The organism is Bradyrhizobium sp. 41S5 (assembly GCF_011516665.3).
In the GTDB taxonomy this organism is placed as follows: Bacteria; Pseudomonadota; Alphaproteobacteria; order Rhizobiales; family Xanthobacteraceae; genus Bradyrhizobium; species Bradyrhizobium quebecense.
The window spans coordinates 6,163,984-6,187,914 of sequence record NZ_CP083721.1 but is presented as its reverse complement, the minus strand read 5'-3'; the positions used below and the strand labels follow the sequence as shown (position 1 = coordinate 6,187,914).

19 protein-coding genes are annotated in these 23,931 nt (G+C 65.0%); 5 read left to right on the top strand and 14 right to left on the bottom strand.

Annotated elements, in window-relative coordinates:
- Position 1: 1 nt before the first annotated feature.
- The 7 genes from soxX to HAP47_RS29735 form a co-directional block, all read right to left on the bottom strand.
- The gene (soxX, locus tag HAP47_RS29765) at positions 2–430 is read right to left on the bottom strand and encodes a sulfur oxidation c-type cytochrome SoxX (protein WP_173643057.1); all 429 of its coding nucleotides are present in this window, start codon (positions 428–430) and stop codon (positions 2–4) included.
- Positions 431–443: 13 nt separating this feature from the next.
- Positions 444–1,715, bottom strand: a complete 1,272-nt coding sequence (locus HAP47_RS29760; RefSeq protein ID WP_173641524.1) for an NAD(P)/FAD-dependent oxidoreductase — start codon at positions 1,713–1,715, stop codon at positions 444–446.
- 52 nt (positions 1,716–1,767) lie between these two features.
- Positions 1,768–3,966 (bottom strand): xanthine dehydrogenase family protein molybdopterin-binding subunit, encoded by a 2,199-nt coding sequence (locus HAP47_RS29755; protein WP_173641525.1) that lies wholly within the window; start codon positions 3,964–3,966, stop codon positions 1,768–1,770.
- A 10-nt stretch (positions 3,967–3,976) separates the two neighbouring features.
- Positions 3,977–4,426 (bottom strand): (2Fe-2S)-binding protein, encoded by a 450-nt coding sequence (locus HAP47_RS29750; protein ID WP_092124908.1) that lies wholly within the window; start codon positions 4,424–4,426, stop codon positions 3,977–3,979.
- 153 nt (positions 4,427–4,579) lie between these two features.
- The gene (locus HAP47_RS29745; protein ID WP_173641526.1) at positions 4,580–5,992 is read right to left on the bottom strand and encodes an MFS transporter; all 1,413 of its coding nucleotides are present in this window, start codon (positions 5,990–5,992) and stop codon (positions 4,580–4,582) included.
- Between the two features lie 403 nt (positions 5,993–6,395).
- Positions 6,396–7,376 (bottom strand): Bug family tripartite tricarboxylate transporter substrate binding protein, encoded by a 981-nt coding sequence (locus tag HAP47_RS29740; protein WP_173641527.1) that lies wholly within the window; start codon positions 7,374–7,376, stop codon positions 6,396–6,398.
- Positions 7,377–7,472: 96 nt separating this feature from the next.
- Entirely contained in the window at positions 7,473–8,261 is a 789-nt protein-coding gene (locus HAP47_RS29735) for an IclR family transcriptional regulator (RefSeq protein ID WP_173641528.1), read from the bottom strand.
- 103 nt (positions 8,262–8,364) lie between these two features.
- Between HAP47_RS29735 and HAP47_RS29730 the strand changes: the two genes are divergently transcribed.
- Genes HAP47_RS29730 through HAP47_RS29720 form a run of 3 tightly spaced genes read left to right on the top strand, consistent with a single transcriptional unit; the run spans position 8,365 to position 13,473 of the window.
- Positions 8,365–9,609, top strand: coding sequence for an acyl-CoA dehydrogenase family protein (locus HAP47_RS29730; RefSeq protein WP_173641529.1), 1,245 nt, complete (start codon positions 8,365–8,367; stop codon positions 9,607–9,609).
- A 49-nt stretch (positions 9,610–9,658) separates the two neighbouring features.
- On the top strand, positions 9,659–11,479 hold the full coding sequence (locus HAP47_RS29725) for a flavin-containing monooxygenase (RefSeq protein ID WP_173641530.1): 1,821 nt from the start codon (positions 9,659–9,661) through the stop codon (positions 11,477–11,479).
- Positions 11,480–11,529: 50 nt separating this feature from the next.
- Positions 11,530–13,473: an alkyl/aryl-sulfatase gene (locus HAP47_RS29720; protein ID WP_173641531.1), complete on the top strand. Its 1,944-nt coding sequence runs from the start codon at positions 11,530–11,532 to the stop codon at positions 13,471–13,473.
- Between the two features lie 140 nt (positions 13,474–13,613).
- Here HAP47_RS29720 and HAP47_RS29715 read toward each other — a convergent pair whose 3' ends face one another.
- The 7 genes from HAP47_RS29715 to HAP47_RS29685 form a co-directional block, all read right to left on the bottom strand.
- Positions 13,614–14,318, bottom strand: a complete 705-nt coding sequence (locus HAP47_RS29715) for an ABC transporter ATP-binding protein (protein WP_173641532.1) — start codon at positions 14,316–14,318, stop codon at positions 13,614–13,616.
- On the bottom strand, positions 14,311–15,060 hold the full coding sequence (locus HAP47_RS29710) for an ABC transporter ATP-binding protein (RefSeq protein WP_173641533.1): 750 nt from the start codon (positions 15,058–15,060) through the stop codon (positions 14,311–14,313). The genes HAP47_RS29715 and HAP47_RS29710 overlap by 8 nt, the downstream gene beginning before the upstream one ends.
- Positions 15,061–15,070: 10 nt before the next feature.
- Positions 15,071–16,057, bottom strand: a complete 987-nt coding sequence (locus HAP47_RS29705; RefSeq protein ID WP_173641534.1) for a branched-chain amino acid ABC transporter permease — start codon at positions 16,055–16,057, stop codon at positions 15,071–15,073.
- Complete coding sequence (locus tag HAP47_RS29700) at positions 16,057–16,926, bottom strand: branched-chain amino acid ABC transporter permease (protein WP_173641535.1); 870 nt, start codon at positions 16,924–16,926, stop codon at positions 16,057–16,059. Before HAP47_RS29700 ends, HAP47_RS29705 begins: the two co-directional genes overlap by 1 nt.
- A gap of 16 nt (positions 16,927–16,942) precedes the next feature.
- Complete coding sequence (locus tag HAP47_RS29695) at positions 16,943–18,196, bottom strand: ABC transporter substrate-binding protein (RefSeq protein ID WP_173641536.1); 1,254 nt, start codon at positions 18,194–18,196, stop codon at positions 16,943–16,945.
- Between the two features lie 289 nt (positions 18,197–18,485).
- A complete protein-coding gene (locus tag HAP47_RS29690; protein WP_173641537.1) occupies positions 18,486–19,553 on the bottom strand; it encodes a glycosyltransferase family 4 protein in 1,068 nt (355 codons plus the stop codon).
- Positions 19,554–19,682: 129 nt separating this feature from the next.
- Positions 19,683–19,871, bottom strand: a complete 189-nt coding sequence (locus HAP47_RS29685; protein ID WP_173641538.1) for a hypothetical protein — start codon at positions 19,869–19,871, stop codon at positions 19,683–19,685.
- Here HAP47_RS29685 and HAP47_RS29680 point away from each other — a divergent pair.
- Together HAP47_RS29680 and HAP47_RS29675 are read left to right on the top strand one after the other, a co-directional pair.
- Positions 19,863–21,626: an ABC transporter ATP-binding protein gene (locus tag HAP47_RS29680; RefSeq protein WP_173641539.1), complete on the top strand. Its 1,764-nt coding sequence runs from the start codon at positions 19,863–19,865 to the stop codon at positions 21,624–21,626. The two genes, HAP47_RS29685 and HAP47_RS29680, sit on opposite strands and share 9 nt — an antisense overlap.
- Positions 21,627–21,721: 95 nt before the next feature.
- Positions 21,722–23,923 carry an amylo-alpha-1,6-glucosidase gene (locus HAP47_RS29675; RefSeq protein ID WP_173641540.1) on the top strand — a complete coding sequence of 734 codons (2,202 nt, stop codon included), beginning with the start codon at positions 21,722–21,724 and terminating at the stop codon, positions 23,921–23,923.
- Positions 23,924–23,931: the final 8 nt, after the last annotated feature.

Genomic DNA, 23,931 nt, shown 5'->3' with positions numbered 1-23,931 from the left:
CCTAGTTCCGCAATGTCGCAAGATACGCCACGATATCCTCGATCTGTTCCGCCGACAGGATCGGCTTGCCGCGCCACGAGGCGCCGACACGCGCGAGCCCGTCGACACGATAGTAGGACGGCATGATCGTTGCCGCATTGAGATGCGATGCATCGACAAGCCGGAGCCGCAACTGTCCTTCCGACCAGCGTCTGCCGCTGCCAGTGAGGTTCGGCGCGAGGTCGCCCTGGAATGCCTGCTCGGGAAATGGGCCGCTGTGGCAGAGGATGCAAGTGGAGGATCGCTCGACGATCAGCGCGCGGCCGCGCGTTGCGTCACCCTTGGTTCCGGTCAGCGAGGCTGGAATCGCATCGCCGACCTCGGTGTAGCGCAACAGTTCCTCGGCGCCGGCAGGCGCGCAGGCTGCGAGCAGCCCCGCAGCGAGAAACATTGTGAGAGCGAGCCTAGCCAAAGGCATTTCCCGTAATCGTCCTGAACCAGTCGAGCGCCTGGTCGGCCTCGCGCTGGCGTACCTCGCGCGGCGCGTCGACCGGGCTCGTCGTCACATCGGCCTCGGCGTACTGATCCTCCTTGGGCTGATAGATGCCTTTCAATGAGAACGCGTAGCCCGGCGCCACGGTGTTGTAGCAAGCGCCGTCCAGCCGCGGCGTCTGCGGCGCCTTGTCTGCAAGCGAGTTGACGATCGCGGCTGCACAAGCCCGGCCTTGCGCTGCCGCCGCCGAGGCGGATTTCGGAATGCCGCCGGCGATCGCTGCATCGCCGATGACGTGGATATTGGGCACGAGCTTCGAGGCAAAGCTGACCGGATCGATCGGGCACCAGCCGGTATGGTCGGCGGCACCAGCGATCTCAGCAATGCGGCCAGCCCTTTGCGGCGGGATCACATTGGCGACCGCGGCAGTGTAGTTGCCGAAGTCGGTGACGATCTCGTTGGTCGCCGGAACGACCGACGTTACCCGGCCGCCTTGCGACAGCGCGATCCGCTCGATCATGCCGGGATAGAGTTCCGCCCACGCCTTCTCGAACAGCTTCTGTTGCGAGTAATTGTCCTTGGCGTCAAGCACCAGGATCTTCGACTTCGGCTTCTTGGCCTTGAGGTAATGCGCGATCAGGCTTGCGCGCTCGTAAGGCGCCGGTGGACAGCGTAGGGGCGCGGCCGGCACCGCGATCACGACCAGGCCGCCATCATCCATGGCTTCAAGCTCCTTGCGCAGCAGCAAGGTCTGCGCGCCGGCCTTCCAGGCATGCGGCATCTTCTCGGCGGCCGCCTCGTCGTAGCCGGGCAGGGCATCGAAGTGCATGTCGATGCCGGGGGCGAGCACGAGCCGGTCATAGGAGAGCGTTGTGCCATCGGAGAGCGCGATGGTGCGCGCCTGCGCATCGACCTTGATGGCCGCCTGGGCGGCGACCGTGATGCCGTCGGCTGCGACCCTGTCGTAGCTGAACTGCTGCGCGGAGAGTTCACGCAGGCCTGCGATCACCTCGTTGCTGAATGGGCAGGCGGTGAAGGTCTTGTTCGGCTCGATCAGCGTGATCCGAAGCTTGGCATCGAGCCGCCGCAGCGCCCGCGCGCAGGCCGCGCCGCCAAAACCGCCGCCGATCACCGCGATGTGCGGTGTGCCCTGTGCCAGCGACGGACGCGCCAGTGCCGCCGCTGCGACGGCAGCGGCGCCACGGACGACTTCCCTGCGCGTCGGATGACGCGTGACGGCCATGCAAGTGAATCCGAAAAAGGAAGCGGCGGTCGGGCCGCCGCTTCCGGTTTGATCAGGCGAAGGAGATGTTCTGGTTGCGCAGGGGGAAGCTGCGGATGCGCTTTCCCGTCGCGGCGAAATAGGCGTTGAGCACCGCCGGCGCCGCAACGCCGATGGTCGGCTCGCCGACGCCGCCCCAGAACCCGCCGCTCGGCACCATCACCGACTCCACCTTCGGCATTTCGTTGATGCGCATCGAGTTGTAGGTGTCGAAATTGGTCTGCTCGATGCGGCCGTCCTTCACGGTGCAGCCGCCGTAGAACAGTGCGCTCAGGCCGTAGACGAAGGAGCCCGCGATCTGCCGCTCCACCTGCGCCGGATTGACGACATAGCCGGGGTCGGTGGAGGCGACGATGCGATGCACCTTGATCTTGCTGCCGTCGGTCACCGAGATCTCGGCGGCGCCGGCAACATAGCTGCCATAGCCCATCACCTGCGCGATGCCGCGATAGACGCCCTGCGGCGCCGGCGTGCCCCAGCCGATCTTCTCGGCCACGGCGTTGAGCACGGCGAGATGCTTGGGGTGCTTGCCCATCAGCTTGCGGCGGAATTCGAGCGGGTCCTGGCCGACAGCCTGGGCCAGCTCGTCCATGAAGCATTCCAGGTAGATCGCGTTGTGATTGACGTTGACGCCGCGCCAGAAGCCCGGCGGGACGTGCGGGTTGCGCATCGCATGCTCGACCAGCAAATTCGGCACCGAATAGCCGATCGCGGCCTCGCCGGATTGCGCGACGCCCTGGAACGCGGCAGGGTCCATGCCGTTCTGCAGCGCTTCCGGGCGCACCGAGAACAGGATCGACTGCCCCGACAGCCGGTAATGCAGCGCGACCAGATTGTTGTCGGCATCGAACGCGCCGGTCAGCTTGCACTGCGTGATCGGGTGGTACTTGCCGTGTTGCATGTCCTCTTCGCGCGACCACAACAGCTTGATCGGCGTGCCCGGCATCTGCTTGGCGATCGCGACCGCCTGCCGCACATAGTCGGTCATGCCGCGCCGGCCGAAGCCGCCGCCGAGCATCAGCTTGTGCACGTCGACCTTCTCCGCCGGCAGGCCGGAGGCCTCGAGCGCCGCCGCGAATGCCGCCTCTCCATTCTGCGTGCCGCACCACACCTCGCATTTGTCAGGCGTGTAGAGCACGGTGGCGTTCATCGGCTCCATCGTGGCGTGGTTCTGGTAGGGATAGCTGTAGACCGCCTCCACCTTCTTGGCCGCGCCGGCGATGGCCGCCTTTGCATCGCCGTTCTGGTTGCCGATGTAGGCCGGCTGCGCATTGTCGAGGCCTTCGGCGAGCCACTTCGCTATCGTCTCGCTGGAGACCTTTGCATTGTCGCCTTCATCCCAGACGATCGGCAGTGCATCCAGCGCGGTCTTGGCGTGCCACCAGGTGTCGGCGACGACGGCAACGGCGCTGTCGCCGACCGGCACCACCTTCTTGACGCCCTTCATGCCGGCGATCTTGGCTTCGTCAAAGCTCTTCACCTTGCCGCCGAACACCGGGCAGTCCTTGATCGCGGCGTTCAGCATGCCAGGCAGCTTGACGTCGATGCCATAGGTCATCTTGCCGGTGGTCTTGTCGACGGTGTCGAGCCGCTTCAGGCCCTTGCCGGCGATGGTCCAGTCCTTCGGATCCTTCAGCTTGACGTCGGCCGGCGGCTCGAGCCTGGCGGCGGCTTCCGCCACCTTGCCGTAGGTCGTCGTCTTGCCCGACGGCGTGTGGGTGATGACGCTGTTCGCGGCCTTGCACTCCGAGGCCGGCACCTTCCACTCATTGGCCGCGGCCTGGATCAGCATCACACGTGCGGCGGCGCCGCCCTTGCGGACATAGTCCTGCGAACTACGGATGCCGCGGCTGCCGCCGGTGGAGAAATCGCCCCAGGCGCGCTTGCGGGCGACGCTCTGGCCGGGCGTCGGGAATTCGGTCGTGACCTTCGACCAATCGCATTCCAGTTCTTCGGCGACGAGCTGGGCGAGGCCGGTGAGCGTGCCCTGGCCCATCTCGGAGCGGGCGATGCGGATCACCACGGTGTCGTCGGGCCGGATCACGACCCAGGCATTAACTTCAGGCGCGCCGTCGGCTGCGCGCACCACGGAGGGGCCGCCGAACGGCAGATCGAGGCCGAGCGCAAGACCGGCGCCGGCGGTTGCCGTGCCGATCACGAAGGCGCGGCGATTAAGTTTTGGCATGACGTGCTGGTTGAATTGCAGATTCATGGCTGCCTCCTCATGCGTTCGCGGCAGCATGGATCGCCTCGCGCACCTGCTGGAAGGTCCCGCAGCGGCAGATATTGGTGATGGCGTCGTTGATGTCGTCGTCGGTCGGCTTCGGGTTTTCTTTCAACAACGCCGCGACGGCCATGATCATGCCGCTCTGGCAATAGCCACATTGCGGCACGTCGTTCGCGATCCAGGCGAGCTGCACCTTGTGCATCACGCCGCCCGCCGCGAGGCCCTCGATGGTGGTGATGTCCTTGCCGGCCACTTCGCGCACCGTCACGCCGCAGGAGCGCATCGCGACGCCGTCGATATGCACGGTGCAGGCACCGCATTGTGCAATGCCGCAGCCGTATTTGGTCCCCGTCAGTCCAACATTCTCTCTGATAGCCCACAGCAGTGGCGTGTCGTCCTCGACGTCCACATTGATTGTCTTGCCGTTGATTTTGAGGTTTGCCATCGCGATCCCCTGAATGGTCCGATCCTCCGATCGGACTTCGGGACGATGTTGGCCTTGAAACTGGAACGGTTCAAATCAAGAAACCGCGTTTGCAGCGCGGAAGAAAGTTGACGGCGCGGTGTTTGGTCGCGCCCCGCGCGCGCAACATGCCTGTCATGTCTTTTGCGGCGAAGCGACGGCTAACCGCAGGAAGCTCATGACGCTGCCGAGCGCGGCAAATCCCGCACCCAGCGCCAGGGCGACGGTGGCGCCCTCGCGATCGGCCAATGCAAAGCAGAGCGCAGCCAGCGCAGCGCCGGTGGTCTGCCCGGTCAGCCGTGCGGTCGCAACGATGCTGCTGGCGCTGCCGCTGCGATGCGACGGCGCGCTCGACATGATCGCCTTCATGTTGGGGGTCTGGAAGAAGCCGAAACCGATGCCGCAGATCATGGTGCGCCAGGCGATGTTGGCGATGCCAGGCTCGGCCGGCAGGGTCGCGAGCAGCACCATGCCAAGGCCCAGCAGCAGCATGCCGATGCCGCCGAGGATACCGGCCGGATAGCGATCCGACAGCCGGCCGCCGATCGGCGCCATGAAGGCGACCACCAGCGGCCAGGGCGTCATGAAGAAGCCGGTCTCGACCTGCGAGCGGTGCAGAATGTCCTCGAAGTAGAACGGCAGCGATACGAAGGCGAGGCCCTGCACAGCAAATGAGCAGACGGCGGTCGCGGCCGACAGCGCGAAGATCGGACGGCGGAACAGGTCGATCGGCAGCATTGGCGCCGGATGATCGGCATGCCGCCGGGTCAGGATCCAGCCGAACAGGAGGGCGCCGGCGAACTCCGAGATGACGAGAGCAGGCGCCGCCTTGTGGGCGGCGCTGCCGATGCTGATGATGAAGAGCCCGAGGCAGGCGCAGGCCAGCGCCGCACCGACGAAGTCGAAGGCGTGGGTGGCGCGCGGCGTCTTCGGCAGCGTCTTCATGCCGATCAGCAACGCGACGATGCCGAAGGGAATGTTGACGGCGAACAGCCAGGGCCACGGGCCGAGAGCGAGGATGCCGGAAGCGATGGTCGGCCCGAGTGACATGGCGCTCGCGACCACGAGCGCATTGTGGCCGAAGCCGCGGCCGAGCATCCGGCTCGGATAGACGAAGCGGACCAGCGCGGTGTTGACGCTCATCAGGCCGCTGGCGCCAAGCCCCTGCAAGGTGCGCGCGACCAAGAGGCTCGGCAGCGACCACGCCAGCGCGCAGCCGAGTGACGCCAATGTGAACAGCAGGAGGCCGCCGATGTAGATCCGCTGGTGGCCGACGATTTCGCCGAGCGCGCCGAGCGGCAGCAGCGTCGCGACCAGGGCGATCTGGTAGACGTTGACGACCCAGACCACTTCGGCAGGGCTGACATGCAGATCGCTGGCGATCGCGGGCAGCGCGATGTTGGCGATCGCGGTATCGAGCGAGGCCATCGCCAGCGCCGTGAAGATCGCGGCCACCGCCCAGCGTCGCCGTTCCCAAGGCAATCCATCCGGCAATCCATCAGCGATCGGCGCCGCTGCCGCGCCTGATATCGGGGTCTTCTCGAGCATGCCTGAAAATGTCTCCAGGGCCGCATGTACTACGCCGCCATCCCGTTCCCCAGCCGCGCCGCTGCATGATGCGTATGCGAAGCGGCCTTGTCGGGAGGCGCGTCGGTAGGTTTGCAGGTGAGGGTGGGCGTAGTGGCGCAACAAATTCAGTGTCGTCCCGGAAGGCCGGAACCCATAACCACCGATACTGCTTGTTGCGCAACGCCGGTACGACAAGTCCCGCTCGCAACGTCCGCCGCGGCGTATGGGTCCCGGCCTTCGCCGGGACGACGCCTGGGGGAACTGTGGGGCCGCTCCCGCAAAGGCGGGCGATCCAGTACGCTGTGGCTTATCGATTCAACGGCGGCTGTCTCTGAAATACAGGATCGCCCGGTCAAACCAGTTTGACAGTTGAATCAGAAACCTACTGCAACGCCATTCCCGAGGTCTTGATCACGGTTGTCAGCTTCTGCTGATCGGCCTTCATCAGCGCGGCGAGCTCATCGAGCGACATCGGCTTGCCCGGAATATTGGCGAGCGACAACTGGCGCTGCACGTCGGGATTCTGCAATGCCTTGTTGATCGCCGCATTGATCTTCGCAAGCAGCGGCGCCGGTGTCGCGGCCGGCACGTAGATGCCGTACCAGGGAACGTAGGCGGCTTCGGCAAAGCCGGCTTCCGCGATCGTCGGGACGTCGGGCAGGTCGGGGACGCGCTTGTCGGTGAAGACCGCGAGAGGCTTGACGCTGCCGGCCTTGATGTGCGGCAGCGCAAGTTCGAGCGAGACGATCTCGAAATGCATCAGGTTGGTGATCAGGTCGATCAGCGCCTGCGGCTGGCCCTTGTAGCCGACATTGGTCAGCTTGATGCCGGCGGCCTGAAACAGTTTCTGGGCGCTGAGGTCGATCGACGATCCGGTGCCGGGATTGCCGAAATTGAACTGTCCGGGCTGCTTGCGGGCCAGCTCGACGAATTCGCCGATGCTCTTCACCGGCATCGACGGGTGCACCAGCGCCACGCTTTGATTCCAGACCGCGAGGCCGACACACCTGAAGTCCCTTGCCGCGTTCCAGCCGGCGTCCTTGTAGAGATCCGGGTTGACCAGCAGAGCGGGGCCGGTGACGACCCAGGTGTAGCCGTCCGGCTCGCTCCGCGCGACGGCCGCGGTGCCGATATTGCTGTTGCCGCCGGGCCGCGCCTCCACCACGACGGTCTGCTTCCAGTCGCGGCCGACCTGCTCGGTCACCGCGCGCGCGACGATATCGACGATGCCGCCGGCAGGGTAGGGCACGATGATGTGGATCGGCCGGTTCGGATAATTGTCTTGCGCGTTGGCGCCGGCGCTAACCAGCAGGACGGATGCGATGGTCGCGAGCAGTCGAACGGCGGTTGCGATGCCGCGCATGTCTCCCTCCCCATATCTGCCGCATCGTCTGCGCGATGCGTACTTTTAGTGCATGATCTCTCCGAAAAACCGCTTCACACTTTTCCGGATCATGCCCTAGTCGTTGGCCACCAGCGAGCGGATGCTGCGGGCGAGCCCGAGCATGCGCGGCCCGCATTCGCGCTCGATCTGCTCGGCGCTGAAGCGGAACGAGGGGATGCCGCAATTGACCGACAGGCACTCGCCGGTGGGCGTGCGATAGAGCGGGGCGGCGACGCCGAAGATCTCGCGCCGCCATTCGCCGAGCGAGACCGCGAAGCCGCGCTCGTTGCAGAGCTCGATGTCCGGCAGCGTGCGCCGTTCGACATAGTCGAGCTCCTCGGGGCGCTCGGCTTTCACGCGTGCGACATAGGCATCGCGTTCGTCCTCCGTGAACAGCGACAGCAGCGCGCGCCCGACCGCAGTCGGCGCCAGCGACGAGACAAAGCCGACATCGGGCACGTGCGGCACCGCGTCCGTCGTGCGCAGCGTTTCGACATAGATGAAGTCGAGCCCGAACGGCATCGCGATCGACACCGTGCCGCCGGTATAGGCGGCGAAGTCGCGCATCAACGGACGCGCGAGCTGACGGACCTTCAGCGACGACAGCACCGGATAGGCTGCGGCGAGCACGCCGAGTCCGAGCACGAAGCGGCCCTTGGCGTCGCGCCTGAGATAGCCGAGCTGCTCCAGCGTGTAGCTCAGGCGCGAGACGGTCGGCCGCGACAGCCCGGTGTGCTCGGCAAGCTCCGCATTGGAGAGCGGGCCGGTGTGGTTGCGGAAGGCGGCCAACAGATCGAGCCCGTGCGCCAGCGTGGTCGCAAAGGAGGGATCCGCCTGGGATTCGAGAGAGGACAATGCCGCCATACGAAATAATGGTCTCAAATAGACAGATTTGTCAACATATCGAAATGAATTTGCAAATCGTTTCGAGATAGGTTTATCTCTCCTCCAAGAGACGGGAGGCGGCATGGATTTCGATCTGTCCGAACGATCGGAGCGGTGGCGGAAAGATCTGTTGGCCTTCTTCGAGAAGGCGGTGCTGCCGCGCCATCGCGACTGGCTCGACCATGTCCGCGTGCACAGCGACACGCCGCCCTTCATGGCCAAGCTGCAGCAACAGGCGCGCGCGGCGGGCCTGTGGAATCTCGGTCTGCCCGAACTGGCGGACGATGAGCCGGGCACGCGCCTCTCCAATCTCGACTACGCGCCGTTGGCGGAGATCATGGGCCGGCTGTTCTGGGCGCCGGAGGTGTTCAACTGCCAGGCGCCCGACGTGCCGAACATGATCGCGTTGCAGGCCTGCGCGACCGCTGAGCAGAAGAAGCGCTGGCTGACGCCGCTGCTCAACGCCGAGACGCGCTCCGCCTTCGGCATGACCGAGCCGGATGTCGCCTCGTCCGACGCCACCAACATCGCAACGCGGATGGTGCGCGACGGCGACCACTACATCATCAACGGCCGCAAATGGTTCATCACCGGTGCCGCGCATCCGCGCTGCAGCTTCCTGATCGTGATGGGCGTGACCGATGCCGGCGCCGAGCGCACCAGCCGGCATTCCTGCATCATCGTGCCGATGGATACGCCCGGCGTGCGGCTCGTGCGGCGGCTGCGCTGGATGGGTTGCGAAGATCATACAGCGCCGATCGGCGAGCTGGTGTTCGACAATGTGCGCGTGCCGGCGGAGAATCTGCTCGGTGCCGAGGGCGAGGGTTTCAAGGTCGCCCAGATCCGGCTCGGACCGGCGCGCATCCACCATTGCATGCGCTCGATCGGGCTCTGCGAGCTGATGATCGAGTTGATGATGGCGCGCGCCGCGGAGCGCAGCGCATTCGGGCGCACCGTGATCCAGTACGATACCGTCCAGCGCTGGATCGCCGAAGCCCGCGTCGAGCTGGAGCAGGCGCGGCTGCTCGCTTGGCGCTGCGCCTGGCGGCTCGATCAGGCCGGCCATCACGGCGCCTGGCGCGACGTCTCGCTGATCAAGGTCGCGGTGCCCGCGATGCTGCAAAAGATCGCCGACCGCGCGATGCAGGTGTTCGGTGCGATGGGCGGCTCCGACGATACGCCGATCCACCAGGCGCTGGCGTGGGGACGGCTGCTGCGGATAGGCGACGGGCCCGACGAGGTGCATCTGCGGCAGATCTTCCGGATGGAGCCGATGCCGGACTGGTCGATCGCCAATTCGCCCTATCTTGCTGCACATCCCGCCTGAGCGGCGCTAGAGTGTCCACTAAATCTTCCTGAAACGAGGCGCCCTTCCGATGACGATGACCGAGCAAGCCCGAGACGCAAAGCCCGCCGCGATCGACAAGGAGCGGCTGCGCCTGAAATATCGGGAGGAGCGCAACAAGCGGCTGCGTCCTGACGGCAATGACCAGTATCTGCAGATCAAGGGTCAGCTCGCGCATTATCTCGACGATCCCTATACGCCGGTGGTGGAGCGCGCGCCGAAGACCGACCACGTCACCTTCGCCTTCATCGGCGGCGGCTTTGCCGGCCTCGCCACCGCGGCGCGGCTGACCGAGGCCGGGGTGAAGGATGTCCGCATCGTCGAGAAGGGCGGCGATTTCGGCGGCACCTGGTACTGGAACCGGTATCCGGGCGCGCAGTGCGACACCGCGTCGATGGTCTATATGCCGCTGCTCGAAGAGACCAGCCACATGCCGACGGAGAAATACGCGCATGCGCCGGAAATCCTGACGCACTGCCAGCGGATCGGGCGGCAGTTCAATCTCTACGACAACGCGCTGTTTCACACCGAGGTGACGAGCCTCGACTGGGACGCGGCGCAATCGCGCTGGATCGTCCGCACCACAAGGGGTGACGCCTTCACCGCGCAATATGTCGGCATCGGCACCGGCCCGCTGCATGTGCCGAAATTGCCCGGCATTCCCGGCATCGGGCGCTTCAAGGGTCACTCGTTCCACACCAGCCGCTGGGACTACGACTACACCGGTGGAAACCCTCAGGGCGGGTTGATGACGAAGCTTGCCGACAAGCGCGTCGGCATCATTGGCACCGGCGCAACGTCGGTGCAGTGCATTCCGCACCTCGCGCGTGCCTGCAAGGAGCTCTACGTGTTCCAGCGCACGCCATCGTCGGTCGACGTGCGCGGCAACGGCCCGATCGATCCGGACTGGTTTGCCGATATCGCGACGCCGGGTTGGCAACAGCGCTGGCTGGAGAATTTCACCGCCAACCAGGCCGGCGGATCGGCCGAGGAAGATCTGGTGCAGGACGGCTGGACCGACCTGTCGAAACGGATCCGCGCCAAGGTCATGCTGCTGCCGCGCGAGCAGCGGACCGTGGAGAACATGCGGGCGGTGTTCGAGGACTCCGACTTCGAGAAGATGGAGGAGATCCGCAACCGGGTCGACACCATCGTCGGTGATCGCGAGACCGCCAAGAACCTCAAGGCCTGGTACGGCCAACTCTGCAAGCGACCATGCTTCCACGACGCCTATCTTCAGGCGTTCAACACGCCGGGCACCCATTTGATCGATACCGACGGCAAGGGTGTCGAGGAGATCACCGAGAACGGGATCGTCGTCGCGGGCAAGGAATACAAGCTCGATTGCATCATCTATGCGTCTGGCTTCGAGGTGGGGACCGAATATCGCCGGCGCGCGGGCTTCGATCTGACCGGCCGCGACGGCATCAAGCTGTCGGAGCATTGGTCCGGCGGCATGCGTACCAAGCACGGCATTCACGTGCATGGCTTCCCCAACGTGTTCTTCGTGCAGCCGACCCAGGGCGCCAACCTCATCTCCAACGTGCCGCACAACCTGACGGAAGCGGCGCGGACCATCGCCTTGATGGTCGCTCATGCGCAGGACAATGACTTCAAGGAAATCGAAGTCAGCAAGGAAGCCGAGGATCGCTGGGTCGAGCTGCTGCTGACCGCGGTCGGCCGGATGATCGGTGGGCCGGATTGCACGCCCGGCTACTACAACAATGAAGGACGCGAGCCCGGGCCTGCCGCCAAGCTCAATGTCGGCTATCCGGCGGGCGCGTTGGCCTACTTCAAATACATCGATGGCTGGCGCCGCAACGGCCAGTTCGAAGGCGTGCAATTCCGCTGAGTAATCCGCGACCGGGACTGATCTTCGCCAAACGAGGGAGTGCTTGAGTAATGACCCAGACAACCGCAGGTGAGACGTCGCATGAACTTCCGAAGGCGGCGTCCGCGCCGGTCATCGCGCAGCACGAAGCCACGCTGAAAGCGCTGCCGTTCGCCGACACCAGGGATTTCGACGACGCCGCGCGCGGCTTCCTCGGCACCATCGAGAACGCGCGCGTCACCTCGGCCCAGGGCAGGGTGGTCTGGAGCCTCGAGCCTTACGGCTTCCTCTCCGACGAGAAGGCGCCTGCGACCGTCGATCCAAGCCTGTGGCGGCAGTCGCGGCTCAACATGCATCACGGCCTGTTCGAGGTGGTGCCGGGCGTCTACCAGGTGCGCGGGCTCGACATTGCCAACATGACACTGATCGAGGGCGACAAGGGCGTCATCGTGGTCGACACACTGACCTCGATCGAGGGCGCGCGCGCCGCGATGGAACTGTACTTCCAGCATCGCGGCAAACGGCCGGTCGCCGCCGTGATCTTCACCCATACCCATACCGACCATTGGGGCGGCGCGCGCGGCGTGCTCGACGACGCCATGCTGGCGGCGGGCGTTCCGATCATCGCGCCGAACTTCTTCATGGAGCACGCCGTCTCCGAGAACATCATCGCAGGTCCCGCGATGCTGCGCCGCGCGCAATACCAGTTCGGGCCGTTCCTCGCCAAGGGCGTGCGCGGCCAGGTCGATTGCGGTCTCGGCAAGACCATGGCGGCGGGCGGTGTGGCGCTGCTGCGGCCGACCGATCTGATCATCGCAACTGGCGACAAGCGCGTGATCGACGGCGTCGAGTTCGAGTTCCAGATGGCGCCGAACAGCGAAGCGCCGGCGGAGATGCATCTCTTCATTCCGCGCTACAAGCTCTTGAACCTCGCGGAGAACTGCACGCACAACTTCCACAATCTGTTGCCGTTCCGCGGCGCCGATGTGCGTGATGCGCTGGCCTGGTCGAAATATCTCGGCGAGGCGCTGCAGATGTGGGGCGGCAAGGCCGAGGCGATGTGCGGCCAGCATCATTGGCCGGTGTGGGGGCGGGAGCGGATCGACACCATGATCCGCCAGCAGCGGGACCTGTATAAATACGCGCATGACCAGACCATCCGGCTGATGAACCACGGCCTGAACGCGGCCGAGATTGCCGAGACGATCCGGTTGCCGCAGAGCCTCGAAGGTGCCTGGCACGGCCGCGGCTATTACGGCCACATCAGGCACAATGTGAAGGCGATCTATCAGAAGTATCTCGGCTGGTACGACGCCAATCCGGTCAATCTCGATTCCTTGCCGCCGGTCGAGGCCGGCAAGAAGTATGTGGAATATATGGGCGGCGCCGACGCGATCCTTAAACGCGCCACCGCCGATTTCGCCAAGGGTGAATTCCGCTTCGTGGCGCAGGCCGTCAGCCACCTCGTGTTCGCCGAGCCCGACAACCAGGCGGCCCGCGCATTGCTGGCCGATACGTTCGAGCAACTCGGCTATGCCGCCGAGAGCTCGACCTGGCGCAACGCTTATCTGTTCGGTGCCCAGGAGCTGCGGCAGGGCATGCCGAAGACGCCGCCGCGCTCGCCGATGCCGCGCGAGACGCTCGCTGCGCTCCGCACCGAGCAGCTCTGGGACGTGCTCGGCATCCGCCTCAACGGCCCCAAGGCCGAGGGCAAGCGGATCGTGCTGAACTGGAATTTTACCGACACGGGCGAGAGCTTCATCCTCAATCTCGAGAACTCGGCGCTGACTTACGTCAAGGGCGCGCAGGCCGCCGATGCGCATGCGAGCTTCACTCTGGCGCGCAGCGTGCTGGATGAGGTGATCGCCAAGCTGACCACGTTCCCGGAAGCCGTCGGCGCCGGCAAGATCAAAGCGTCCGGCGAGCCGCCGCGGCTCGGTGAGTTGATGATGCTGATGGATGAATTCCCGCGGATGTTCGCGATCGTCGAGCCGAAGCGGACGGTGGTGACGTAGAGCCACGTGCCGAATTACAACCGCTATTCTGAGAAGCGCGCTCTTGCACGAGTCTCGAAGGGTCGACGGCCACGGTCCGGCCGTGCATCCTTCGAGACGCGCTTCGCGCTCCTCAGGATGACGGGTTGGCGGACGATGCCTCAAATCCCGAGATACGCCGCCTGCACTTGCTTGTTGTTGGCGAGTTCGGCGCTCGAGCCCTGCATGATCACATTGCCGCTTTCCAGCACATAGGCGCGCTGCACCAGCGACAGCGCGCGGCTGACATTCTGCTCGACCAAGAGGATCGCGGTGCCCATCTTGTGGATCTCACCGATCTTCTCGAAGGTCACGTCGGTCATGACAGGCGCCAGGCCCAGCGAAGGTTCGTCCAGCATCAGCAGGCGCGGCTTCAGCATCAGGCCGCGGCCGACGGCGACCATCTGCTGCTCGCCGCCGCTCATGGTGCCGGCGAGCTGCTTCCTGCGGTCGGCAAGCCGCGGGAAGATGCTGTAGACGAGCTCCATCGTGCGTGCGCGATCCGCCTTTGCCTTCGGCGTATAGGCGCCGATCTCGAGATTTTCCTGCACGGTCATTTCCGGAAACACCTGACGGCCTTCCGGGACGTGCGCGATGCCGAGTTCGGGAATCCGGTAGGGCGGCAGCGTCGCGAGGTCGACGCCATCGAAAGTGACCTTGCCTGCGAACAGTTTGACGAGGCCGGAGACGGCGCGCAGCGTGGTGCTCTTGCCGGCGCCGTTGGCCCCCAGCAGGCCGACGGCTTCGCCTTCGCCAATGGAAATGCTGACGTCGGTGATGGCGGGGACCGAGCCGTAGCTGGCGCTGACGCTGGAGAGCTCAAGCATGAGCGTCGCCCTGCGCCGGTGGATGCACGTAGGAGCCGAGATAGGCGCGGATCACTTCCGGGTTCTCCACGATCTCCTTCGGCGTGCCCTCGGCGATCTTCTGGCCGTGGTCGAGCACCACGATGTGACGGGCCACCGCCATGATCGCGCGCATCACGTGCTCGACGATCACGATGGTCAGGCCGCGCGCCGAGAGTTTCTTAACCAGTGCGACCGCCTGGTCGATTTCGGCCGGGTTGAGGCCGGCCATCACCTCGTCGAGCAGCAGGATCCGTGGCTGCGTCGCCAGCGCGCGGGCCATCTCCAGCCGGCGCTGGTCGATGGTGGTGAGGTCCTTGGCCGGCGTCTGTTCCTTGGCGCCGAGGCCGACGAACTCGATCGCCTCGAGCGCCTTGTTGCGCGCGGCTGCGACATGGCGGTCGCGCAGAAAGGCGCCGGTCATCACGTTGGCCAGCACCGTCATCGCGCCGAACGGCTTCGCCACCTGGAAGGTGCGGGCAAGGCCGAGTGCGCAGACGTCATGCGGCCTGAGGCCCACGACCTCGTGACCGAAGGCGAGCACCGAGCCGGAGTCTGGGCGATGAAATCCCGTGATCAAATGAAAGCTCGTGGTCTTGCCCGCGCCGTTCGGCCCGATCAGCGCAACCGTCTCGTTCTCCTGCACCGTGAAGCTGACGTCCTGCACCGCGCGCAGGCCGCCGAAGCGCTTGCTGAGACTCTTGATGACCAGTGCTTCCGCCATCGCAACGACCTCAGGCGCGTGCCGGCTTGCGCCGGATGGTGCGGTGGTAGATGTCGGTCGCAAACCCGATCAGCCCGGTCGGCCGCCACAGGATCACCGCCATCAGGATCAGGCTGTAGACCGTGAGCTGGATACCGCCGACCGAGCTGCCGAGCCAGCTTTGCAGCAGCGCGGAGGTGGTCTCCAGCAGCACGGTGCCGATCACGGGGCCCCACAATGTGCCGATGCCGCCGACGATCGAGACCAGCGCGGCCTCGATTGAGACGCTGAAGCTGAACGCGGTCGCGGGATCGATGAAGTAGATGTACTGGGTGTAGAAGGTGCCGGCGAGCGCGGTCAGGAACGCGCTGATCATGTAGATGTCGCGTTTGACCTTCGGTGCGTTGACGCCGATCGCCTCGGCCGCATCCTCATCCTCGCCGATCGCGACGAGGTAGTAGCCGATCCAGGATTTCTCGATTTGGTGTGTGATCCACAGGCCGACCACGAGCAAGCCCAGCACGACGTAGTAGTACGACGACTTCTCCTCGAACTGCATCATCAGCGGGGCGCTGCCGAGGTTCGGGATCGTGGTGCCTTCGGCGCCCCAGGCGAAATCGCGGAATTTGAGGAAGATCAGCATCAGCACCTGGGCGGTCGCGATGGTGGCGATGGTGAAATAGGGGCCGCGCAGGCGAAAGCACAGCCAGCCGATCGGCAGGCTCGCCAGCATCGCGACCCCGCCGCCCGCGACCATCCCGATCCAGGGCGAGACGCCGTAGTTCACCTGCATGATGGTCGAGGTGTAGGCGCCAAGCCCGAAATAGGCGGCGTGCCCGAGCGACAGCTGCTTGGCATAACCGCCCATCAGGTTCCAGGCGACGCCGATGAAGGAGAACAGCAGGATGCGGATGAAGATATCGATCGCGAACGACGAGGTGACGAGCTGGGGCAGGACGAGCATGACGACGGCCCCGATCGCCAGCCACAGCCATTTCATGTTGCCTGAGGTCTGCATCAGCGGCCCCTCCTGGCGCCGAGGCCGCTCGGCCTGAAGGCAAGCGTCAACAGCAGCAGCGAAAACACCACGATCAAGCCAGAGTCCGCGCCGACGAACTGGATGCCGAGCGATTCCGCCACGCCCATCATCAGGCTCGCGACCAGCGCGCCCATCACATTGCCGAGCGTACCCATCACGACGGCGACGAACGCCATCAGCACGAACACCTGGCCGACGAACGGATAGGCCGAATAGAACGGCATCAAGAGCGAGCCGGCGGCACCGGCGAGCGCCAGCGCGGTGCCGAACGCGACCGCGAACACGCGGTTCGGATTGATCCCCATCAGCATCGCGACGTCGCGGTTCTGCGACGCCGCGCGCATAGCGCGGCCGAGATCGGTGGTGTGCAGGAACACCCAGAGCAGCCCGCTGAGTGCCATCGCGACCGCAAAGGCGATCAGCTTCGCCACGGGAATGTACAGCTCGCCGATGTGCCACGCTTCATCCGAATAGGAGGTATGGACGGTGCGGTAATTGGCGCTGAACAGCATCAGCGAGAGATTGAGCAGCAGCAGCGACAGCGCAAAGGTCAGGAAGATCTGCGGCATGTCGTTTGGCCCGAGCACCCTGCGGATCAGGAAGTGCTGGATCAGGACGCCGGCGAGGAACAGCACCGGCATCGAGACGACCAGCGAGACCAGCGGATCGATGCCGAACTGGGTGGCGAGGAAGAACGAGATATACATCCCGATCATCACAAACTCGCCCTGGGCGAAGTTGACGATCTTGACCACGCCGAAGATCAGCGTGACGCCGATGCTGACCAGCGCGTAGATGCCGCCGATGAGCAGGCCGTTGATGACAGCCTGGGCCAGTGTCTCCCACATGCGATGCGACCGCCGTTCAGGTCTTCATCAGCGGGGCGCGGGCGTCTTCCTTGGGGAAGATGCTGGCGAGATCGGCGTTCTGCCACTGCACGCCGACCGGACGGCCATAGACGTTCTTGCCGTCGGGGCCGAACTTCACCTTGCCGCCCGGGGCCATCGCCGCGTAGCCCGAGGAGACGTCGAGCGTCGAGAGCGCTTCGCGCACCTTCTTGGGATCGGCGGAGGCGGCTCGCTCCAGCGCGTCGGCCAGCATGAAGGTCTGCGCGACCAGGCCGCCGGCATATTCGAAGGCGAACTCGCCGGTGCGCTTCTTGAACTCGGCGTTGACCTTCTGCGCATCGTCGTTGACGTCGTGGTTCCAGTGCGCCACGCCCTGCAGGCCTTCGGCGGCCTTGCCGACATTCTTGTAGAAGTCCGGCATCACGAAGCCGCCCGAGCCGCCATTGATCGCGATGTTGAGCCCGACCTGCTTCACCGTGCGCACGATCAGGATGAGGTCGTTGAGATAGGACAGCGAGAAGAGCGCGTTGGCGCCGGAGGCCTTGACCTTGTTGATCAGCGGGCTCGCGTCGGTGAAGCCGGCCGAGTAGGGCTCGAACATCACGATCTCGACGCCTTCGGCGGGCGCGAGCTCCTTTAGCCCATTCGAGGTCGAGGTGCCGAATGCGGTGTTCTCGAAGATGACGGCGACCTTGGGCTGCTCGCTGACCAGCTTGGCCATCTGCAGCTGCGCCTTGGCGAATTGCGAGGCGCGCGCGAACGGCGTGAACGTGTAGGTGCGTCCCTTGTTGAGCTGGTCGGAGCTCGATCCGGTGATGATCGGAACCCGGGCGCGCTCGCAGACTTCGCTTGCGATCAAGGTCAGCGCGCTGGCGTAGCAGCCATGGATCGCCGACAACTTGTTGCCGGTGATGAGCCGGTCGGTCTCGGTGCGCGTCACCGTGGTGTCGCTCTGCACGTCGGAGACGATGAGGTTGAGCTTGGCGCCGCCGAGCGACTTGATGCCGCCGGACTCGTTGACCATGTCGACCGCGAGCTTGGCTGCTGCAACGCAGCCGACGCCGATCTGCGCCATGCTGCCGGTGCTCGGATAGAGCGCGCCGATATTGATCGGGTCGGCGGCCCAGCCGCGCAGCGGGATGGCGCCAAATGCGCCAGCCGCGAGCACGCCGCCGGTTTTGACCAGGAACTTGCGGCGGGTCAGCTTTGTCCGTAAGGCCTTGGTCGGTGCGGCATTATTAATGGCCGACGGCTTGCGGTCCCCTGTCATGGCGTTCCCCTGTGCGACGGCGGCACGGTTGCTCCGTCCGCGCGCTTATTATTTTTTGCTCAAGCGGGGCGCATAAGAACACGTAATTCGGCAATCGCAAAGGCGATATCGGCCGGGGTCGCGGGGGAAGCGCGTTGCGACTGGTGCGTCGCAGCAATCGCGCGACGCGCGTTCGCTGCATGGGAGTTGTCGCCGGATGCGGCGGTATTATTGATAATCGAATGGCCCGCCGGCCCGGCACAGGGGTGCCGGCCGGCCCGCCAGATCATTCGATCGGCCGCTGCAACGGCTATTCCGCGCTCGCCACCAGCTTGAAGCGCGGCTTGGCTTCCATCAGGCTGCGATAGGCGGCGAGATAGTCGAGCGCCATGCGGCGCGCGGTGAAGCGGGTCTCGAACTGCTTGCGGATCGCTTCGCGGTTGAGCGTCGAAAGCCGGCCGACCGAGGAGATCGCGCTGATCTCGTCCTCGACGATGAAGCCGGTCAGGCCATCCTCGATGATCTCGGGCACCGAACCGCGGTTATAGGCGATGACGGGCGTGCCGCAGGCCATCGCTTCGATCATCACGAGGCCGAACGGCTCCGGCCAGTCGATTGGAACCAGCAGCCCGATTGCGCCGCTGAGAAAATCCGGCTTCTCGCGGTCGCTGATCTCGCCGATGAACTCGATCAGCGGATTGTTGGTGATCAGCGGCTTGATCAACTCGTCGTAATATTCCTGGTCGGCGCGATCGACTTTGGCTGCGATCTTCAGCGGGATACCGCAGCGGGTTGCGATCTTGATCGCGCGATCGACGCCTTTCTCCGGCGCGATGCGCCCGAGTACGGCGAGATAGGATTGCTTGGCCGGTTGCGGCGTCAGCAAGTTCTCCGGCAGGCCGTGATGGATGGTGCGCACCCAGTGCGCCTGCGGCACCGGCCGCCGCTGAGCGTTGGAGATCGAGATCACCGGCATCTTGGAGAAGGTGTTGAAGACGGGCTGGTGCTCCGGCAGGTCGAGCCGTCCGTGTAGCGTGGTCACGAACGGCGTCGGCTGCCGCGCGAATGCCGACCACGGATAGTAGTCGAGATGGAAATGCAGGAAGTCGAATTCGTCGTCGTCGGCCTTTTGCCGCACACGCTCCAGCATCACCATGTGCAGCGCATTGGGGTCGCGGACGGAGCCGTCGAGCCGCAGTGCCTTCGGCCAGGTCGCATCGAGTTTCGCGGAGGTCTGGGAATCGCCACTGGCGAACAACGTCACGTCATGTCCAAGTGTTACAAGTTCTTCGGTCAGCCAGTGCACGACCCGTTCGGTGCCGCCGTAGAGCTTGGGGGGAACAGCCTCTGTCAGCGGGGCAACCTGCGCGATGCGCATTTCTCCGTCTCCTGTTTGCGATGTGGATGAACCCTCAGCCCTCTGATGGCACCGACATGCCAAGGACGGGAACGTTCTCGCACGTGCGAGGTTCCTTAGGTGTGGGAGATCTGCCGCTTCTTTCTTCCATCACACTGTGGTCTTGCTGATGCCATCTCGCTCCAACACGGTTTTGCCGACGCCAGCGTTGCAAAATTGTCGCGCAGTGATGGCTGCATCATGGATCCCACCGCCGCCCTTCACGTCATCGTGCGCGAGAGCTTCGACTAAAACTTTCTCGTTCACCTTCAACAGGTTTTGCAGGACGTCATGGACCATCTGTCAGGTTATGCGCACCGCCCCCTTCCCTTCGTGCTGCGCTATCTGCGTCGGCGGCTTCCGTCGCATGTCGTCATCTTGTCGGCCGTCGTCGCGGCGGTTGCCTGCTCGGTAGGCACGCAATACGGCGTGAAGAACCTGGTCGATGCCTTGTCGGCCGGACCATCGTCCGCGAATGGCGTATGGCTGGCATTCGCCCTGCTCATGTCGCTGATCGCAGCCGACAACTTCCTGTGGCGGATCGCGAGCTGGACCGCGAGCTACACCTTCGTCAGCGTCAGCGGCGATCTTCGCCGCGATATGTTCCGCCATCTCACCGGCCACGCGCCGAGCTATTTCACGGACCGGCTGCCGGGCATGCTGACCAGCCGGATCACGGCGACGTCGAACGCGGTCTACACCGTCGAGAACATGTTCGTATGGAATGTGTTGCCGCCTTGCATCGCGACCTTCGCGGCGATCACCCTGGTTGGAACCGTTAGCGTGACAATGTCAGCAGTGCTGATCCTGATCGCGGGAACCATGGTGGTGGCCATGTTCCGCATGGCGGCCGCCGGCAGGCCGCTGCATGACGATTTCGCCAACAGGGCGGCGGCCGTTGATGGCGAAATGGTCGACGTCATCAACAATCTGCCGCTGGTCCGCGCGTTCTGTGGCCTCGGCTATGAGCACGACCGCTTCGACGCGACAGTCAATCGAGAACTCGTCGCGCGCGGCCGTTCCCTGCGCTATCTCGAAAAGCTCCGCCTCGTTCACGCTGCCGTGACCGTCATTCTGACGATCGCGATGCTGGCCTGGGCTCTCAATCTCTGGCAGCAGGGCGCAGCGACCACCGGCGACGTCGTGCTGGTCTGCACCCTCGGCATCTCGATCCTCAGCGCCACCCGCGATCTTGCCGTTGCGCTGGTCGACGTCACCCAGCATGTTGCCCGCCTCACCGAGGCGTTGGCGACGCTGTTGCAGCCGCACGAGCTGAAGGATCATCCGGAAGCCGAGGTGCTGGTGAAGAGCGGCGCGGCGATCGCCTTCAACAATGTCTCGTTCCGCTATCCCGGCGGCTTGCAGGTGTTCGAGCGTTTCAGCCTGCGCATCCAGCCCGGACAGCGGGTCGGCCTGGTCGGCCAGTCCGGCGGCGGCAAGTCAACACTGTTTACCCTTCTGCAGCGCTTCTACGACGTCGAGCAGGGCAACATCACGGTCGACGGCCAGGACATCTCCCGCGTCACCCAGCAGAGCCTGCGCGCGGCGATCTCGGTGGTGCCGCAGGATATTTCCTTGTTCCACCGTTCGATCCTGGAGAACATCCGTTACGGCCGGCCGGATGCCACCGACGACGAGGTGCGGCGGGCGGCGATCGCGGCGCGCTGCGACTTCATCGAGACCTTGCCCGAGGGCATGAACACCATCGTCGGCGACCGCGGCGTCAAGGTCTCGGGCGGCCAGCGCCAGCGGATCGCGATCGCGCGCGCCTTCCTGAAGGACGCCCCGATCCTGCTGCTCGACGAGGCCACGGCGGCGCTCGATGCGGACTCCGAGGAGGCGATTCGCGAGGCATTGTCGCGGCTGATGCGCGGGCGTACGGTGGTGGCGATCGCGCACCGCCTCGCGACGCTGCGCAGCTTCGACCGCGTGCTCGTGCTGCAGGGCGGCCGGATCGTCGAGGACGGTCCGCCCGATATCCTCGTGAAGGGAAGGGGTCCCTACCGCGACCTGATCGCGCGCGAAATGGGCCGCCTCTCCACCAGCGCGGCCTGACTCCGCGTCATCAAGCGCGTTGTTGCGTTCCGGTGCGTTCGTTCGAGCCGAGATACGGGCCAAGCTTCAAGCTAGCAAAGTCGCCAGAGGTTCAGATGGCAGCTGACGTCGTCACGCAGATCATCACTGCTCGCATCACTGAGCACGTCGCCGAATCGCCGTTCTACATTCCGATGACCGGGCCCGCGGCGCGGCCGCGGCGCTCGCTCAAGCATGACGACACCTTCATCGTGCTCGACAGCCATGGCGATATCGGCGCCTCGGCCGGCGGCCCGGACGGCCTGTTCAATGCCGATACGCGCTACCTCGCGCGGCTGGAAATGGTACTGGAGGACGTACAGCCGCTCCTGCTCGGCTCCAACATGCGCGACGACAATTCGGCACTGACGGTCGATCTCACCAATTCCGACGTCTATCGCGACGGCCGCTTGACCTTGCAGAAGGACACGCTGCACATCGTGCGCTCGATCTTCCTGTGGCGGGGCACCGCCTATCAGCGCATCGGCCTGCAGAACCACGGCGATGATGCCGCGAGCTTCGATCTCACGTTGCTGTTCGACAATGATTTTGCTGACCTGTTCGAGGTGCGCGGCGAGCGGCGGCCGCGGCGTGGCATCGGCTCGAGCAAGCTGCTGGGCCCGACCGACGTCGTGCTGGAATATTGCGGCCTCGACGAGCAGACGCGGATCACGGCGCTGCATTTCGATCCGCGGCCGACGCGGCTGGCGGTCAACGCCGCGACCTATCATTTCGAGCTTGAGCCGGGGCAGGTGACGTCGCTGTTCGTGGCGGTGTCCTGCAACAAGCCGATCATGCAGAAGCCGGTGCCGTTCTTCCGCGGGCTGCTGGCGCATCGCCGGGAGATGCGAAATTCGACGGCCGGTGCGGCCTGCATCGAGACCTCGAACAACATCTTCAACGAGGTGCTGTGCCAGGCGATGGCCGACCTCAACATGCTGATGACGGAGACGCCGCAGGGCCGTTATCCCTATGCCGGCATCCCCTGGTATTCGACGACGTTCGGCCGCGACGGGCTGATCACGGCGCTGCAGATGCTGTGGGTCGATCCGCGGATCGCCAAGGGCGTGTTGAAGCGGCTCGCGCTGTTCCAGGCCAAGGCGGTCGATCCGCTGTCCGATGCCGCGCCGGGCAAGATCCTGCACGAGATGCGCGGCGGCGAGATGGCCGCGCTGCGCGAGGTGCCGTTCGCGCATTACTACGGCAGCGTCGATTCGACCCCGCTGTTCGTGCTGCTGGCCGGGCTCTATCTGGAGCGCACCGGCGACGTTGAGACGTTGCGTGAGTTGTGGCCGGCGGTGGAGGCGGGGTTGCAATGGATCGACGGCCCGGGCGATCCCGATCGCGACGGTTTCGTCGAGTATCAGCGCGCCACCGAGGAAGGGCTGCGGAACCAGGGCTGGAAAGACTCCTTTGACGCCATCTTCCACGCCGACGGCACACTCGCCGAGGGCAATATCGCGCTGGCTGAAGTGCAGGGCTATGTGTTCGCCGGCAAGCAGCTTGCCGCCCGTGCGGCGCGCAAGCTCGGCTTCGCGGACAAGGCTTTGAGGCTCGATGCCGAGGCCGAGCGGCTGCGCGAGCGGTTTGAGGCGGCGTTCTGGTGCGAGGAGCTCGGCACCTATGCGCTCGCGCTCGATGGCGCCAAGCAGCCGTGCAAGGTGCGTACATCGAATGCCGGACAAACCTTGTTTTCCGGCATAGTGCGGGAAGACCGTGCGCGGCGGGTTGCCGCCGACCTGATGAGCCCGAAATTCTTCTCGGGCTGGGGCATCCGCACCGTCGCCGTAGGCGAAGCGCGCTACAACCCGATGTCCTATCACGACGGCTCAATCTGGCCGCATGACAATGCGCTGATCGCACTCGGATTTGCCCGCTACGGCCTGAAGCATTCGGTCGCGCATCTGTTCAAGGGCCTGTTCGATGCCGCGAGCTATATGGAACTGCGGCGGCTGCCCGAACTTTTCTGCGGCTTCCGCCGCGAGCGCCGGCGCGGCCCGGTGCTTTATCCGGTGGCCTGCGCACCGCAGGCCTGGGCCAGCGCGACGCCGTTCACGCTGCTGGAGGCCGCGCTCGGGCTTGAGTTCGACATCGGGCGCGGCGAGATCCGCTTGCGCGATCCGCGGCTGCCGGAATTCCTCAACGACGTGGTGCTGCGCGACCTCAGGCTCGGCGCGTCCAGCGTCGATTTGCGGCTGCGCCGCCACGACGGCGAGGTGTCACTCGAAGTGTTGCGCACGCGCGGCCAGATCCAGGTGTCGATCGTGCTGACGCATTGAGCGTTGTC